Source organism: Mesorhizobium sp. B2-3-13 (assembly GCF_006442195.1).
GTDB lineage: Bacteria > Pseudomonadota > Alphaproteobacteria > Rhizobiales > Rhizobiaceae > Mesorhizobium > Mesorhizobium salmacidum.
Window position 1 is genome coordinate 121,358 of sequence record NZ_VFVQ01000007.1, and the last position, 13,866, is coordinate 135,223.

Below are 13,866 nucleotides of genomic sequence, written 5' to 3' on the forward strand. Positions count from 1 at the left end.
CGGGATTTTGAACGCGCCGACCGCCTGAACACGGGAACCTGCCAGGCCTGTTGGTTGATTTTTCAGACAAAACATGCTGCTAGTCCCGCCCATGAAGACACTATGTATGACGGCCGTGGCGTCCTTGGCCCTGGCTTTTCCGGCCAGCGCCATGGACAGCGCCCTGCGCGCCGGCCTCCTGAAACTCGATCCGCAAACTCGCCTCGAACAGCGTTGCGACGCCGAAATCCTCGACCGCATCTCTCATGACGACCGCAAGTTCAAGGCCGACCGCGTCGTCGCATACGCCTTCGCGACGCCAGAGATGAGCGCCGACGCGATCCGGAGCCCTGGTGCGGCGTTCCGCAGCAAGGGACAATGGTACCGGCTGAAATTCAAATGCCAGACGGGGCCGGACCATATGGACGTTCTCCAGCTCCGCTATCGGATCGGGGATGAGATCCCGGAAGCCGACTGGGCGAAGTACAATCTCTACGATTAGGTTCTCGCGGGCTCGCGCCGGCATCTGGCTGCAGTCGGCGGCTGTTGAGAATCTCGCGTGGTTCCACCGCCACGAAAATGGTTTTCCAGCGTTGTCCGGTGCTGCGACTTGACGCCAGCGGACCATGCCTTTAGGCCCGTTGCGACGATCGACGACGAACACTCGACGAGGGGCTTCCAGGTCGATGGAAATTTTTACCACCGCGGGCTTTTCGGCTCTTCTTCAGGTCATCGCTATCGATCTTGCCCTCGCGGGCGACAATGCCATTGTCATCGGCCTCGCGGCGGCCGGCCTGCCGGTCAGCCAACGCAAGCGAGCCATTCTTGTCGGCATCGCGGCTGCCACCGTTCTTCGCATTTTCTTCGCCTTGATCACGCAATGGCTGCTGACCATTGGTCCCATGCTGCTTATCGGTGGCGGCCTGCTTCTGCTGTGGGTTTGCTGGAAGATGTGGCGCGAATTGCGTGTCAGCCACGACGACGAGCGCGACGCCACCGAAGCGCTGTCGAACGGCGACTTCGACAAGGATGGCGTCGTCGGCGGCAAGGGGCCAAGCAAGACCTTCTCGCAAGCCGCCTGGCAGATCGTCATTGCCGACGTGTCGATGTCACTCGACAATGTCCTTGCCGTGGCGGGAGCGGCCATGAACCATCCGACTGTGCTGATTGTCGGACTGGCGCTGTCGATCGCGTTGATGGGCTTTGCCGCGTCGTTCGTCGCGCGTCTGCTGCACAAATACCGCTGGATTGCCTATGTCGGCCTGGTCATCATCCTCTATGTCGCGGTCAAGATGCTGCTTGATGGGGCCGTGCAGCAATTCCCCGATCATTTCGCTTTTTTGGCACCCTGGTTCGGATCAGGAGGCCACTGAGCCACCCTGATGGCGTGGACCAGCCCATCGACAGGTTTGCTTGATTGCTGAACCCGTGCTATTGCGCCGCGCGTATTGGCTCCGGCCATGCGCCACAGACCGACATTTACAGCGACTTGAGGCCGGGGCACCGTTTCGGCCCGTGCCCCCATTGGAAACTTGCCTATGTCCGCCCCTCGCGTCAGTTTCGTCAGCCTTGGATGCCCGAAGGCGCTCGTGGATTCCGAGCGCATCATCACGCGTCTGCGGGCCGAGGGCTACGAGATCGCCCGCAAGCATGACGGCGCCGATCTCGTTGTCGTCAATACCTGTGGTTTCCTTGATTCCGCTCGCGACGAGTCGCTCAACGCCATCGGCTCCGCGCTTTCGGAAAACGGCAGGGTCATCGTCACCGGCTGTCTGGGCGCCGAGCCGGACGTGATCCGCGAGAAGCACCCCAACGTGCTGGCGATCACGGGGCCGCAGGCCTATGAGAGCGTGATGGCCGCCGTCCATGAGGCTGCCCCTCCCTCGCACGATCCCTACATCGACCTCCTGCCGCCGCAGGGCGTCAAGCTGACGCCGCGCCACTATGCCTATTTGAAGATTTCGGAAGGCTGCAACAACCGTTGCACCTTCTGCATCATCCCGGCACTTCGCGGAGACCTCGTTTCGCGGCCGGCGGCCGATGTGCTGCGCGAAGCCGAAAAATTGGCCAAGGCCGGCGTCAAGGAACTCCTCGTCATCTCGCAGGATACCAGCGCCTACGGCATCGACATCAAGTACCAGACGTCCATGTTCGGCGACCGCGAAGTGCGGGCGAAATTCCTCGATCTCTCGGAGGAGTTGGGCAAGCTCGGCATCTGGGTGCGCATGCACTATGTCTACCCCTATCCGCATGTCGCCGACGTCATTCCGCTGATGGCCGAGGGAAAAATCCTTCCCTATCTGGATATCCCCTTCCAGCATGCCTCGCCGCAGGTGCTGAAGAACATGCGCCGGCCCGCCCATGGCGAAAAGACGCTTGAGCGCATTCGCGGCTGGCGCGACGTGTGCCCGGATCTCGCCATCCGCTCGACCTTCATCGTCGGCTTCCCCGGCGAAACGGACGACGATTTCGAGATGCTGCTCGATTGGCTGGATGAAGCGAAGATCGATCGCGCCGGCTGCTTCAAATACGAGCCGGTCAGGGGCGCCCGTTCCAACGACCTTGGGCTCGAGCAGTTGCCTCAGGAGATCAAGGAGGCGCGCTGGCATCGCTTCATGCAGCGCCAGCAGAAGATCTCGGCGACGCAGCTGGCCAGGAAGGTCGGCAAAAGGCTGCCGGTGCTGATCGACGAGGCGCACGGGAACTCGGCAAAGGGCCGCACCAAATATGACGCGCCTGAGATCGACGGGTCGGTCCACATCCAGTCGCGCCGGCCGTTGCGCGCCGGCGATATCGTCACCGTTAAAGTCGAGCGCGCCGACGCCTATGATCTCTACGGTTCGGCCGTCTGACCCTTCCTCGCTTTCCCGACAAATGAAAAGGGCGCCTCGCGGCGCCCTCTCAGTATCCGAGGTGATCCGCTGCTTATTGCGGCAGCTTGTCGTCGACGCCCTTGACGTAGAAATTCATGCCGAGCAGCGTGCCGTCGTCGGCGACCTCGCCGTCCTTCAGCCAAGCCGAGCCGTCCTGCTTGGCGATCGGCCCGGTGAAGGGGTTCCAGCCGTCGGCGATCTTCTTTTCGGTCGCTTTGGCCATCGCCTTCACGTCGTCGGGCATGTTGGTGTAGGGCGCGAGCTTGACCGCGCCGTCCTTGATGCCGAGCCAGACATTGTCCGGCTTCCAGCTGCCGTCGATGGCTGCCTGCACGCGGCTGATGTAATAAGGACCCCACTCGTCGGTCAGCGAGGTCAGCTGCGCGTTCGGTGCGAACTTGATCATGTCGGACGACTGGCCGAAGCCGTGCAGCTTGCGCTCTTCGGCCACCTGCAGGGCAGCGGTCGAGTCGGTGTGCTGGACAATGATGTCGGCGCCCTGGTCGAACAGTGCCTTGGCGGCGTCGGCTTCCTTGCCCGGATCGAACCACGAGTTCACCCAGACGATCTTGGCCTTGAAGTTCGGATTGATCGATTGCGCGCCGAGCATGAAGGAGTTGATGCCCATCACCACTTCGGGGATCGGGAAGGAGACGATGTACCCGGCGACGCCGGACTTCGATTCCTTTGCGGCGATCTGGCCGAGCACGTAGCGGCCTTCATAGAAGCGCGCATTGTAGATGCCGAGATTGTCCCCGGTCTTGTATCCGGTGGCGTGCTCGAACATCACCTTGGGAAACTTCTTGGCGACCTTCACTTCGGCGTCCATGAACCCGAACGAGGTGCCGAAGATGATCTTGCAGCCTTCGCGCGCCAGACGCTCGAAAGCCCGGTCGGCGTCGGGGCCTTCGGAGACGTTCTCCAGATAGGCGGTTTCGACCTTGTCGCCGAGCGCTTTCTCGACCTCGAGGCGGCCCTGGTCGTGCTGGTAGGAATAGCCGAAATCGCCGATCGGGCCGGTATAGACCCAGCAGGCCTTCAACTTGTCGGCGGCCTCTGCGGACGCCGCCAGCGACAAAGCCGCTGTCGTCGTCATCAGGGCAATAAGCAGTTTTTTCATTGTGTTACCTCTCTGTGTTAAGCCTTGTCAACGATCCGGAACGAATGGCTGCCCCAGGGAGGCCGGCGTGTTCATCATCGTCAGACGCTTGTTGCGCGAGATTAGAACGAGAACCACGACGGTTGCCAGATAGGGCAGAGAAGAAAGCATCTGCGAGGGCACCGGAATGCCAAAAGCCTGTGCATGAAGCTGGCCGATCCAGACCGCGCCGAAGATGTAGGCGCCGGCCAGCACCCGCCATGGCCGCCAGGATGCGAACACCACCAGTGCGAGCGCGATCCAGCCGCGGCCAGCGGACATGTTCTCGACCCACTGCGGCGTATAGACCAGCGACAGATGCCCGCCGGCAAGACCGGCGCAAGCGCCGCCGAAGATGACCGCCAGGTAGCGGAAGCGGATGACCTTGATGCCGAGCGCATGCGCCGATGTGTGGCTGTCGCCGATCGAACGCAGCGTCAGCCCGGTACGCGTCTTGAACAGAAACCACATTACCGCGGCCGTCAGCGCGATCGAAATGTAGAACACAGGGTCCTGGCCAAAGAGCAGCCTGCCCACGATTGGAATCGAACTAAGGCCGGGAATGTCGAGATTGGGCAGCCTGACACCAGGCTGGCCGACGAAGCGCGTTCCCATCATGCCGGAGAGCCCGAGACCAAGCAGTGTCAGTGACAGGCCGGTCGCCACCTGGTTGGTGGCCAGCGACAGCGTCATGACCGCAAACAGCAGGGAGAAAAGCGCTCCCACGGCGATCGCCGCCAGGAGGCCGATCCAGGGCGATCCGGTCAGATAACCGGCTCCGAAGCCGCCGACGGCGCCCATGACCATCATGCCTTCGACACCGAGATTGAGCACGCCGGAGCGCTCGACCACCAATTCGCCGATCGCCGCGATCAAAAGCGGCGTCGCCGCCGTTGCGATAGTCAGGAGGATGTTGACGGTAATGTCCATCAGCGGGCTTCCTTCAACTTTGGCGCGGCCTCGAGCTTCGCGGAGGCTTCCTGTTTGGTCAGCGCCAGGCCGATCAATCGGATGCGGTAATGAATGAGCGTGTCGCAACCGAGCACGAAGAACAGCAGCATGCCCTGGAACACCCTCGCCACCTTGTCGGAAATGCCGAGCGCGCTTTGCACCGCCTCGCCGCCGAGATAGGTCAGCGCCAGAACCAGGCCCGCGGCGACGATGCCGAGCGGATTGAGGCGGCCAAGGAAGGCCACGATGATGGCGGTGAAGCCATAGCCGGGCGAAATCACGGGCTGCAGTTGCCCAATGGCACCGGAGACTTCCGAGATGCCGGCAAGCCCGGCCAGCGCGCCCGACAGCAGGAAGGCGAAGAACACCATGCGGTTCAGGCCGAAACCGGCGAACCGCCCTGCCCTCGGACTGGAGCCCAGCACGCGGACCTCGAAACCCTTGAGCATGCGGCCCATCAGGATCCAGATCAGCACCGCCGCAACCAGGGCGAAGACGAAGCCCCAATTGGCTCGCCCGGCATCGGGCATCAGCTCCGGCAGCACGGCCGAGTCGCCGAACTGGATCGTCTGCGGAAAGCCGTGTCCCTGCGGATCGCGCCAGGGACCGCGCACCAGCCAGTCGAGGAACAGCTGCGCGACATAGACCAGCATCAGGCTGGTCAGGATCTCGTTGGTATTGAACCGGGTCTTCAGCAAGGCCGGGATCGCCGCGTAGGCCGCACCGCCGACCATGCCGAGCAGAAGCATCAGCGGCAGCACCAGCGGGCCCTCGAATTGCGGAAACAGCACGGGAATGATGGAGCCGAAGATTGCGCCGAAGATGAACTGGCCTTCGGCGCCGATGTTCCAGATGTTGGCCTTGTAGCAGACCGACAAGCCGACAGCGATCAGGATCAGCGGAGCGGCCTTGATTGCCAGCTCATGCAATTGCCAGACCTGGCTGATCGGCTCGATGAAATAGATCTTGAATGCGTTGAGCGGGTTGACGCCGAGCAGCGCGAACATGATGGCTCCGGCGATGATGGTCAGCGCGAAGGCGATGAACGGCGACAGCATCGAAAACAGCGCCGAGCGCTGCGGGCGTTTGACGAGTTCGAGGCGCATCATGCCGTCTCCAGCGTGTGTTCGGCGTGGCCGGGTTCGGCGCCGCCCATCAACAGGCCGACCTTCTCGAAAGTCGCCTCGGCGATCGGCATCGGCTTGGACAATTCGCCATTGTGCATGACCGCGATCGCGTCCGATATCTCGAACAGCTCGTCCAGATCCTGGCTGATCACCAGTACGGCCGATCCGCTGCGAGAGAGCTCGATCAGGGCCTGGCGGATGTGGGCGGCGGCACCGGCGTCGACGCCCCATGTCGGCTGGTTCACCACCATGACGCTTGGCCGGCGGTCGAGTTCGCGGCCGACGATGAATTTCTGCAGATTGCCGCCCGAAAGTGCCGCTGCTTCGGGATCCGGCGCGCTTTTGCGCACATCCATCGCCTCGATGATGCGTTGCGAAGCGGCGTAGACGGCGCCGCTCCTGACCATGCCACCGGCGCCGACAAAGGCCTTGCCGTCCGTGGCGTGGCGCGACAGCAGGAGGTTTTCCGAGAGTTTCATGCGCGGTGCGGCACCATGGCCGAGACGCTCCTCCGGCACGAAGGCACCCCCCAGCAAGCGCCGCCCGGTAATGGTGAGGCCGCCGGCGTCCTTGCCACGGATGCGCACCGAGGCGGTATCCTGCTGCAAAACCTCGCCGGAGACGGATTCGAAGAACTCGCCCTGGCCATTGCCGGCGACGCCAGCAATGCCGATCACCTCGCCGGCGCGGACATTGAGGCTGATGTTCTTGAGCGGAATGGAAAACGGCGTTGCCGGCTTGCGATTGAGGCTGCGGATTTCGAGCAGCGGCTGCGCGGTTTCGATCCCCTCGACCGGCGCCCGCACCACGGCCTGCACCTCGCTGCCGACCATCATGCGGGCGAGCGATGAGGCTGTCTGCTCGCGCGGATTGCAGTGACCGACCACCTTACCATGCCGCAGCACCGTGGCGCGGTCGCAGATGCGTTTGACCTCTTCGAGCCGGTGCGAAATGTAGAGGATCGATTTGCCTTCCGAGCGCAACCGTTCCAACGTCTCGAACAGCTTGTCGGCCTCCTGTGGCGTCAGTACCGATGTCGGCTCGTCCAGGATGATGAGTTGTGGCGTCTGCAGCAGGCAGCGGATGATCTCGATGCGCTGGCGCTCACCGACCGAGAGATCGCCGACCAGCGATTCCGGATCGAGCGGCAAGCCGTAACTGTAGGAAAGCGCCCTCGCCTTGGCCGCGATGCTGCTGATCGGCGAGCCGTCATCCAGCGACAGCGCGATGTTCTCTGCAGCCGTCAGCGCCTCGAACAGCGAAAAATGCTGGAACACCATGCCGATGCCGAGCTTCTTGGCGGCGCCAGGGTCGGTGATCCGCACCGCCTGGCCATTCCAGAAAATCTCGCCCGAATTGGGCTCCAGCGAGCCGAACAGCATCTTGACCAGCGTCGACTTGCCGGCGCCGTTTTCGCCGAGCAAAGCGTGGATTTCACCTTTGGCGATGTTGAGGTCGATATGGTCGCACGCTGTCAACGTGCCGAATATCTTGGTCAGGCCACGAACCTCAAGCAGGTTCGCCCCATCATGATTTGCACTCACAGTGCCTCCCATCCGGATTACCGGACATGTTCTGTGTTCCCGCAAGCATCGTATGCGCGGCCGGCTCTCGTGCGAAAGCAGCACCCGACTTGAAAGAGCTTCAAGAATTTCAGCGGAAACTCAAGGGTAAAGATCAGCCCTTCTCGCACAAGGATACGGCTGGCCGGCTTTTCATGCAAACCATGTCCGCCGCTGCGGCAGGACGCTCAAAACCCAGGCAGACTGTCGTCAGGGAACCAGGACGGTCGTACCTGTCGTTCTACGTCCTTCAAGATCCTGATGTGCCTTGCCCGCGTCCTTCAGCGCATAGCGCTGATTGATCTTAATCTCGACAGCACCACTGAGCACAACCTCGAACAGTGCGGCGGCGGAGGCGTCGAGGTCCTCGCGTTTAGCATTGTAGACGAACAGCGTCGGCCTCGTGGCGAACAGCGAGCCCTTCTGCGCCAGCAGCGACATCGAAAACGGCGGGATGGGTCCGGAAGACTGCCCGAAGCTGACGAACATACCGAGCGGCTTGAGGCAGTCGAGCGAGGCCGGAAATGTGTCGTTGCCCACGGAATCATAGACAACGTCGCATTTCCTGCCGCCGGTGATCGCGGCGACGCCGGCGACGAAATCCTGCTCCTTGTAGTTGATGACGTGATCGAAACCGTGTGCCTTGGCCAGTTCGATCTTGTCGGCAGAGCTGGCGGTGCCGATGACCGTCGCCCCGAGATGCTTCGCCCACTGGCCCAGAATGAGCCCGACGCCGCCGGCCGCTGCATGAAACAGGATCGTGTCGCCTGCCTTCACCTTGAAGGTCCGGCGCAGCAGATATTCCGCGGTCATGCCCTTCAGCATCATGGCGGCCGCCTGTTCGTCGCTGATGCCGTCCGGCACCTTGACGACCTTGCTGGCATCGATGACGCGCTCTTGCGCATAAGCGCCCGTCGTCACGGCATAGGCAATCCGGTCGCCGGGCTTCAGCCAGTCGACGCCCTGGCCGACTTCCAGCACCATGCCGGCGGCTTCGCTGCCCGGAATGAGCGGAAACCCGCCGGGCGGCGGATAGAGGCCCGAGCGATGATAGACATCGATGAAGTTGAGACCGATCGCGGTATGCCTGATCAGGATATGGCCCGCACCCGGCTGGCCGGGATCGGCGACTTCATAGGTCAGGACTTCCGGGCCGCCATTGGCATGGATGCGGATCGCTTTGGACATGGACGGGATTCCTTGAAAAGCGGCTGGTCAGGCCTTTTTGGCGCCGAGGTTTGGAAAGAACTGCATGAGGCCACCAATGGTTGCAAGGTAGAGCCCGGTAACGGTAATGCCGATCTTGGTGAAGGTGCCGACCTGCTCGCCCAGCACGCCGATCTGATCGTAGAAAGCGGCGAGCGCCGCCTGCGCAAGCGCAAGCGCGCCAAAGGCGCACCACAACAGTGTCATGCCGAGATTGATCGGCCGCAGCCGCTCCACCCGCACCGGATGGATAAAGTTTATCGGGACAAAAGTCAGAATACCGGCCACCACGACCACCGCGAACGAAACCCATTGTCCCGGTTCGATGACGAATAGAGTGAATACCACCATGTTCCAGACCACGGGGAATCCCTTGAAGAAGTTCTCCTTCGTCTTCATGCCGGTGTCGGCATAATAGATCGCGCTCGACACGACGATGATGGCGGCCGAAAGGAACGAGAGGCCTTCGCCCATAAAGCCCCGTTGATAGAGCGCGAAGGCCGGGATCAGCACGTAGGTCACATAGTCGATAATGTTGTCGAGGAGTTCGCCGGACCAGGTCGGCAGGATTTCCTTGACCTCCAGCTTTCGGGCGATCGGCCCATCGATGCCATCGACGAACAGCGCCAGTCCGAGCCACCAGAACATTGCCGTCCAGCGCTCCTCGCTCGCCGCGACCAGCGACAGGAAAGCCAGGAACGAACCGGAGGCGGTCAGCAGATGCACCGAAAACGCGCGCGCCTGCGGCCAGGTGACCTTCTTCTTCGGTCGCGGAATCCGCTCGGTGATCTTCTCGGCGATTTTCCGGGCCTTTGTGTTCTTTCTCACGGGCCCCGCCAATCCAGCTTGCAGATTTCGGCCGAGCGGCCGGCGAAATTCCAGTTGCGGCCAAAGGCGCGCATCTTGCTCTTGTCGGACCTCGCCACGATGATCTCCGGCGCGATCCAGTATTCGGAATTCGTGATCACCGTATCCTTCTCGCGGTCCTTGCCCGCGATTGGCGTGACCGCCCCGTCGATGATCTTCGGTATCTGGAAAATACGCGTCTTGTCCCGCGTCTCGTAGGTAATCGGCACCTGTTCGACGCCCAGGAATTTGCCGACAAGGATTGAGAGCAGCGACGTCGTCCCGCCGGCCTTGCCGGTGAATATCTTGGTCAATGCCTTGACCACGTAGACCGAGGCTCTGATGTCGATGAACAGGCCCGCGGTCCAGTTGCCGCGGCTCATGTAACCGGGGATTTCCATGATCAGCCCAAGATTGAGGCCGGAAAGGTCGACCTCGCCGAAATGGCCGGCGTCGATACGAAAACCCGCCCAGGTCTGGCAATAGCCCTCGGTCGGAGGATGACTGCCAAGCGACAGCACGCAAGGACAAAAAACCGTGCAATTGCAGGAGAGTACGAGCTCTCCTTTCATTGCCCAGCTTTGATCTGCCATCGAATTTCCCCCCGTCATAGCGAGACTACTAGCAGCGCGGCTGCCCAGACAAGCAGTATCGCACCGGCCAGCCGGGTTGGAAGACTGCCCGTCGTCTGTTTTTCAATCAGAGTGAACACACCGATCAGCGCCATCCAGAAGACATTCATCACGCCAACGGCGAACATCACCAGCATCAATGCCCAGCAACATCCCAGGCACCAGATGCCTTGCGCAGCGCCGAGCCGAAACACGCGGACGGTCTCGGCACTCCAGTTCGAAAACAGGATCGAGAACGGGTTCCGGCATTTCGTCAGGCAGGCCTCCTTGAGGCCGCTGAACTGGTAGAGGCCGGCAACCAGCAAGGCGAGCCCACCAGCAACGCCAAGCACCGGATCGAATATCTCTCCGGAGGCGGCGAACGCGTGGACGGCAAGTGTCAGTGCCGCAAACAACATCGAGGCGGCAAGCCAGACGTAGAGATAGCCGGCAACCAGCACCAGCGGATGGACGACTGACTCCCCCTTGATCCGCGCCGTATCGGCGATCTCGCAATAAATGCGGATCATTGGTGCCGCGGATGGCAGCATCGCGGCGATCGCCATGAGAAACCACATGAGGATGAGCGCCAGGGTATGCGGGCCGATGCTTGCGTCGAGCGGCGCTGGTGAAAGGCAGAGCGCGAAGAACCGTTCGAAGACGGCCGGTAACGGCAGTTGCGGCAAATTACGCAACAAAGCATCGCCTGGCGCGCTGATCTGGGCTTCGGCGCTGCGAATTGCCATCGCGGCAAGCAGCAGCCAGGCCAGTGCGATGCTTACACCGACGACGACGTTGACCGTCAAGCGCGGGTTGCGCGCGACGTTTGCCGTGGCGCGGCCGGCACGATCGAGGTGGCTGAAATCATCCTGCTGGCCGGTCATTCCACTCGAATGGGCCGAATCGCCGCGTTGATCAAGCCGCATGATCTGCCCTATATGCGTCTCTTGACTGGTAGGTCTGAAGGCCACCTCGCACAGCAAGCCGGAAACCGATCTTGGAGCATCAGGAAACAGCGCGGATACTGATCGCAGGCACGGGGCCGGCGGGATTGATCGCTGCACTTGCCTTCGCCGATGCCGGCTTTCCGGTGACGATTGCCGGGCCCGAGGTTTCGGCTCCCGACGGCCGCACCACGGCGCTCATGACGCCTGCGCTGAAAGTGCTCGAACGGCTGGGCGTGCTCCAGGACATCGAGCCCGAGGCCGCACCCTTGAAGGTGATGCGCATTGTCGATGCGACCGGCCGGCTGATCCGCAGTCCCGTCGTCACTTTCCGCGCCAGCGAGATCGACGAGGAACAGTTCGGCCTGAATATGCCCAACAGCGTCCTTGGACCCGCGCTTGCCGGCAAGGTGGCCGCGCATTCCGGGATCGAATGGCGCAGATCGATGGTGAAGGCCTGGCATCTTGGCGGAGACAAAGCTCATGCCGCGCTGGCTGACGGCAGCGAGATCGATCCATCGCTTGCGGTCGCTGCCGATGGTCGCCTGTCGCCGGCCCGCGAGGCCGCCGGCATCTCGACGGCGGCGCGCGCCTACCCTCAGGCGGCGCTCGTCCTCAATTTTGGCCACAGCCGCGAACATGGCTTCACCTCGACGGAGTTCCATACCGAGACTGGCCCGTTCACGCAGGTTCCGCTGCCGGGCAATCGCTCCAGCCTTGTCTGGGTGGTCAAGCCCGAGACCGCCAGGGAGCTTGCCGCGTTGGACGACGCAACGCTCTCGCTGCGGATCGAACGAAAGATGCAGTCGATGCTCGGCCGAGTAATCGTGGAGCCGGGCCGCCAGATTTATCCATTATCGACGGTGACCCCTCTGCGTTTCGCGGCGCGACGGGTGGCGCTTGTCGGTGAAGCCGCGCACGTCTTCCCGCCGATCGGAGCGCAAGGCCTCAACCTAGGCATCAGGGATATCGACGATCTAATTGGAATCGCAACGGAAAATCGCGGAGATCCCGGCGCTGCCGAGGCCCTTGCAGCCTACGATTTCAAACGCCGGCCTGACATCCTCGCGCGGAGTAGCGCGGTCAATCTGCTCAACGTGTCGCTTCTTTCCGATATGTTGCCGGCGCAAATGGCGCGTGGCGTCGGTCTCGGCGTGCTTGGTGGTTTTGCACCGCTTCGCGCTTTTTTCATGCGCGAAGGGCTGCGTCCCGGCAGCGGCTTTGCGGCCCTTACGGGCGGCCTGCGGAAGCCGACGCGGCAGCGATAGCGATTTTGCGGGCTTTGCCGCGGCATCGCGACGTTCATCCAAAACCTTTGTTGCGCATTCCGTGTATTTTGAAGGCGCTCGGACGCTCGGGATTGAATTGATGCGGAGTCTGCGCCAAATAAAGTCAAGGAATTCAGTGGTGAGTACGATGAAAACGGCCAAATTCGCGATCGGACAGGTGGTTCGCCACCGGCTGTTCCCGTTCCGAGGCATTATTTTCGACGTCGATCCGCAATTCGCCAACACCGACGAATGGTACGAAGCCATTCCCGCCGACGTGCGGCCGCGCAAGGACCAGCCGTTCTACCACCTGCTCGCCGAGAATTCGGAAACCGAATACATCGCCTATGTCTCAGAGCAGAATCTGCTCGAGGATCAGTCGGGAGAACCCGTCCGCCATCCGCAGATCAAGGAAATGTTCGACAAGAAGCCGGATGGGCGCTACGCGCCGAAACGGCAGTCCAGGCACTGACTTCCGGCATACTGAGAGGGACAGAAATGAAAAAGCGGGCATGACCCCGCTTTTTTGACTCGATAATGACACGATGGTGGATCAGTTCGCGGTCTTCGCCTTATCCTGCTCGTCCTTGAGCTTCTTGGCGAAGTCCTGGTTGTTCTTGGCGACGAAGTCCTGGAGCTTCTTCTGCCGGTCCTCGATGTCCGACTGCTGCAGCGGGGGGCCGTCATAGGCGCCGCTGAAGCCCTGCAGCGCGATCTTGATCGGGTTGGCCTGGTTCTGGAAATTGATCGAGGTCAGCGTGATCCCCTGACCCTTCTTGAACGAGGCGACGAGCTGGTCGGTCAGCGGCACTTCGGCCACGCAACGATCCGGGAAGCAGATGACATAGTCGAGCTTCTGCGCCTTGCCGGTGTCGATCTGCAGGCCGATGCCGGGAGGCACGAGGCGACCGGTCGGGACCGTCACCTGGAACACCTTGCGGTTCACCTTGCCCTTGAGCTCGATCAGGCTGACGCCGGTGACGAGCTGGCCATTGCCAGCGGTGACGATGTTCTGGACATTGCAGATGTCGACATCTTCCTGCTTGGTGCAGGCCTTGAACCAGCCCTGCGGAATCTGCGGCTGCTGCTGCGCGGAAGCAGAGGGAAGTCCTGCGCCGAGAAAGCCAACCACGCCTGCGGCCATGACCGACAGGCGGTACGCGTTGCTGTTCAGGCTCGTCATGTCGTGTACTTCCTCTCAATGATCCCGGGACCGGCTTCTTCGTGCCGTGTGGTCCAGCTACCTGTTGCCAAAATGAGGCAACAGAATGACTTCGGACGGCGTGTTACACTGCAAGCGGCGTCGAATCCAGCCCGCCCACTTGTAATTCTTGACGACGCCATTGGCCGCCACGCAGTTG

14 protein-coding genes are annotated in these 13,866 nt (G+C 61.9%); 5 read left to right on the plus strand and 9 right to left on the minus strand.

Going from position 1 to position 13,866, the window contains the following annotated elements:
• Window positions 1-73: 73 nt before the first annotated feature.
• The 3 genes from FJ941_RS10740 (at window position 74) to rimO (ending at window position 2,831) form a co-directional block, all read left to right on the plus strand.
• Window positions 74-481: a DUF930 domain-containing protein gene (locus tag FJ941_RS10740; RefSeq protein ID WP_032935075.1), complete on the plus strand. Its 408-nt coding sequence runs from the start codon at window positions 74-76 to the stop codon at window positions 479-481.
• A gap of 184 nt (window positions 482-665) precedes the next feature.
• The gene (locus tag FJ941_RS10745) at window positions 666-1,352 is read left to right on the plus strand and encodes a TerC family protein (protein WP_140505329.1); all 687 of its coding nucleotides are present in this window, start codon (window positions 666-668) and stop codon (window positions 1,350-1,352) included.
• Window positions 1,353-1,517: 165 nt separating this feature from the next.
• Window positions 1,518-2,831: a 30S ribosomal protein S12 methylthiotransferase RimO gene (rimO, locus tag FJ941_RS10750; protein WP_140505331.1), complete on the plus strand. Its 1,314-nt coding sequence runs from the start codon at window positions 1,518-1,520 to the stop codon at window positions 2,829-2,831.
• A 73-nt stretch (window positions 2,832-2,904) separates the two neighbouring features.
• On the opposite strand, the gene FJ941_RS10755 is transcribed toward rimO, so the two are convergent.
• From FJ941_RS10755 to FJ941_RS10790, 8 genes are all read right to left on the minus strand, one after another.
• Window positions 2,905-3,972, minus strand: coding sequence for a BMP family ABC transporter substrate-binding protein (locus tag FJ941_RS10755; protein WP_140505333.1), 1,068 nt, complete (start codon window positions 3,970-3,972; stop codon window positions 2,905-2,907).
• Window positions 3,973-3,999: 27 nt separating this feature from the next.
• Window positions 4,000-4,920: an ABC transporter permease gene (locus FJ941_RS10760; RefSeq protein WP_140505335.1), complete on the minus strand. Its 921-nt coding sequence runs from the start codon at window positions 4,918-4,920 to the stop codon at window positions 4,000-4,002.
• Window positions 4,920-6,050, minus strand: a complete 1,131-nt coding sequence (locus FJ941_RS10765) for an ABC transporter permease (RefSeq protein WP_140505337.1) — start codon at window positions 6,048-6,050, stop codon at window positions 4,920-4,922. The genes FJ941_RS10760 and FJ941_RS10765 overlap by 1 nt, the downstream gene beginning before the upstream one ends.
• On the minus strand, window positions 6,047-7,624 hold the full coding sequence (locus FJ941_RS10770; protein WP_181169756.1) for an ABC transporter ATP-binding protein: 1,578 nt from the start codon (window positions 7,622-7,624) through the stop codon (window positions 6,047-6,049). Before FJ941_RS10770 ends, FJ941_RS10765 begins: the two co-directional genes overlap by 4 nt.
• Before the next feature lie 216 nt (window positions 7,625-7,840).
• Window positions 7,841-8,818, minus strand: coding sequence for a quinone oxidoreductase (locus tag FJ941_RS10775; RefSeq protein WP_140505341.1), 978 nt, complete (start codon window positions 8,816-8,818; stop codon window positions 7,841-7,843).
• A gap of 27 nt (window positions 8,819-8,845) precedes the next feature.
• The gene (gene pcsA, locus FJ941_RS10780; protein ID WP_027142699.1) at window positions 8,846-9,664 is read right to left on the minus strand and encodes a phosphatidylcholine synthase; all 819 of its coding nucleotides are present in this window, start codon (window positions 9,662-9,664) and stop codon (window positions 8,846-8,848) included.
• Window positions 9,661-10,275: a DUF1326 domain-containing protein gene (locus FJ941_RS10785; RefSeq protein WP_140505343.1), complete on the minus strand. Its 615-nt coding sequence runs from the start codon at window positions 10,273-10,275 to the stop codon at window positions 9,661-9,663. Before FJ941_RS10785 ends, pcsA begins: the two co-directional genes overlap by 4 nt.
• Window positions 10,276-10,289: 14 nt before the next feature.
• Complete coding sequence (locus FJ941_RS10790) at window positions 10,290-11,219, minus strand: DUF2182 domain-containing protein (RefSeq protein WP_140505345.1); 930 nt, start codon at window positions 11,217-11,219, stop codon at window positions 10,290-10,292.
• 71 nt (window positions 11,220-11,290) lie between these two features.
• On the opposite strand from FJ941_RS10790, the gene FJ941_RS10795 reads away from it, so the two are divergent.
• The gene (locus FJ941_RS10795; protein WP_140505347.1) at window positions 11,291-12,505 is read left to right on the plus strand and encodes a UbiH/UbiF family hydroxylase; all 1,215 of its coding nucleotides are present in this window, start codon (window positions 11,291-11,293) and stop codon (window positions 12,503-12,505) included.
• Between the two features lie 148 nt (window positions 12,506-12,653).
• Window positions 12,654-12,977 carry a heat shock protein HspQ gene (gene hspQ / locus FJ941_RS10800; RefSeq protein ID WP_027142695.1) on the plus strand — a complete coding sequence of 108 codons (324 nt, stop codon included), beginning with the start codon at window positions 12,654-12,656 and terminating at the stop codon, window positions 12,975-12,977.
• A gap of 81 nt (window positions 12,978-13,058) precedes the next feature.
• Here hspQ and FJ941_RS10805 read toward each other — a convergent pair whose 3' ends face one another.
• Window positions 13,059-13,688, minus strand: a complete 630-nt coding sequence (locus FJ941_RS10805) for an invasion associated locus B family protein (protein ID WP_015317881.1) — start codon at window positions 13,686-13,688, stop codon at window positions 13,059-13,061.
• Window positions 13,689-13,866 lie beyond the last annotated feature (178 nt).

Coding starts and splice junctions, on each gene's coding strand:
- FJ941_RS10770 (WP_181169756.1), bottom strand. CDS start 7,624: ATGGGAGGCACTGTGAGTGCAAATCATGATGGGGCGAACCTGCTTGAG.
- FJ941_RS10745 (WP_140505329.1), top strand. CDS start 666: ATGGAAATTTTTACCACCGCGGGCTTTTCGGCTCTTCTTCAGGTCATC.
- FJ941_RS10755 (WP_140505333.1), bottom strand. CDS start 3,972: ATGAAAAAACTGCTTATTGCCCTGATGACGACGACAGCGGCTTTGTCG.
- FJ941_RS10760 (WP_140505335.1), bottom strand. CDS start 4,920: ATGGACATTACCGTCAACATCCTCCTGACTATCGCAACGGCGGCGACG.
- FJ941_RS10775 (WP_140505341.1), bottom strand. CDS start 8,818: ATGTCCAAAGCGATCCGCATCCATGCCAATGGCGGCCCGGAAGTCCTG.
- FJ941_RS10790 (WP_140505345.1), bottom strand. CDS start 11,219: ATGCGGCTTGATCAACGCGGCGATTCGGCCCATTCGAGTGGAATGACC.
- rimO (WP_140505331.1), top strand. CDS start 1,518: ATGTCCGCCCCTCGCGTCAGTTTCGTCAGCCTTGGATGCCCGAAGGCG.
- FJ941_RS10785 (WP_140505343.1), bottom strand. CDS start 10,275: ATGGCAGATCAAAGCTGGGCAATGAAAGGAGAGCTCGTACTCTCCTGC.
- FJ941_RS10765 (WP_140505337.1), bottom strand. CDS start 6,050: ATGATGCGCCTCGAACTCGTCAAACGCCCGCAGCGCTCGGCGCTGTTT.
- hspQ (WP_027142695.1), top strand. CDS start 12,654: ATGAAAACGGCCAAATTCGCGATCGGACAGGTGGTTCGCCACCGGCTG.
- FJ941_RS10740 (WP_032935075.1), top strand. CDS start 74: ATGCTGCTAGTCCCGCCCATGAAGACACTATGTATGACGGCCGTGGCG.
- FJ941_RS10805 (WP_015317881.1), bottom strand. CDS start 13,688: ATGACGAGCCTGAACAGCAACGCGTACCGCCTGTCGGTCATGGCCGCA.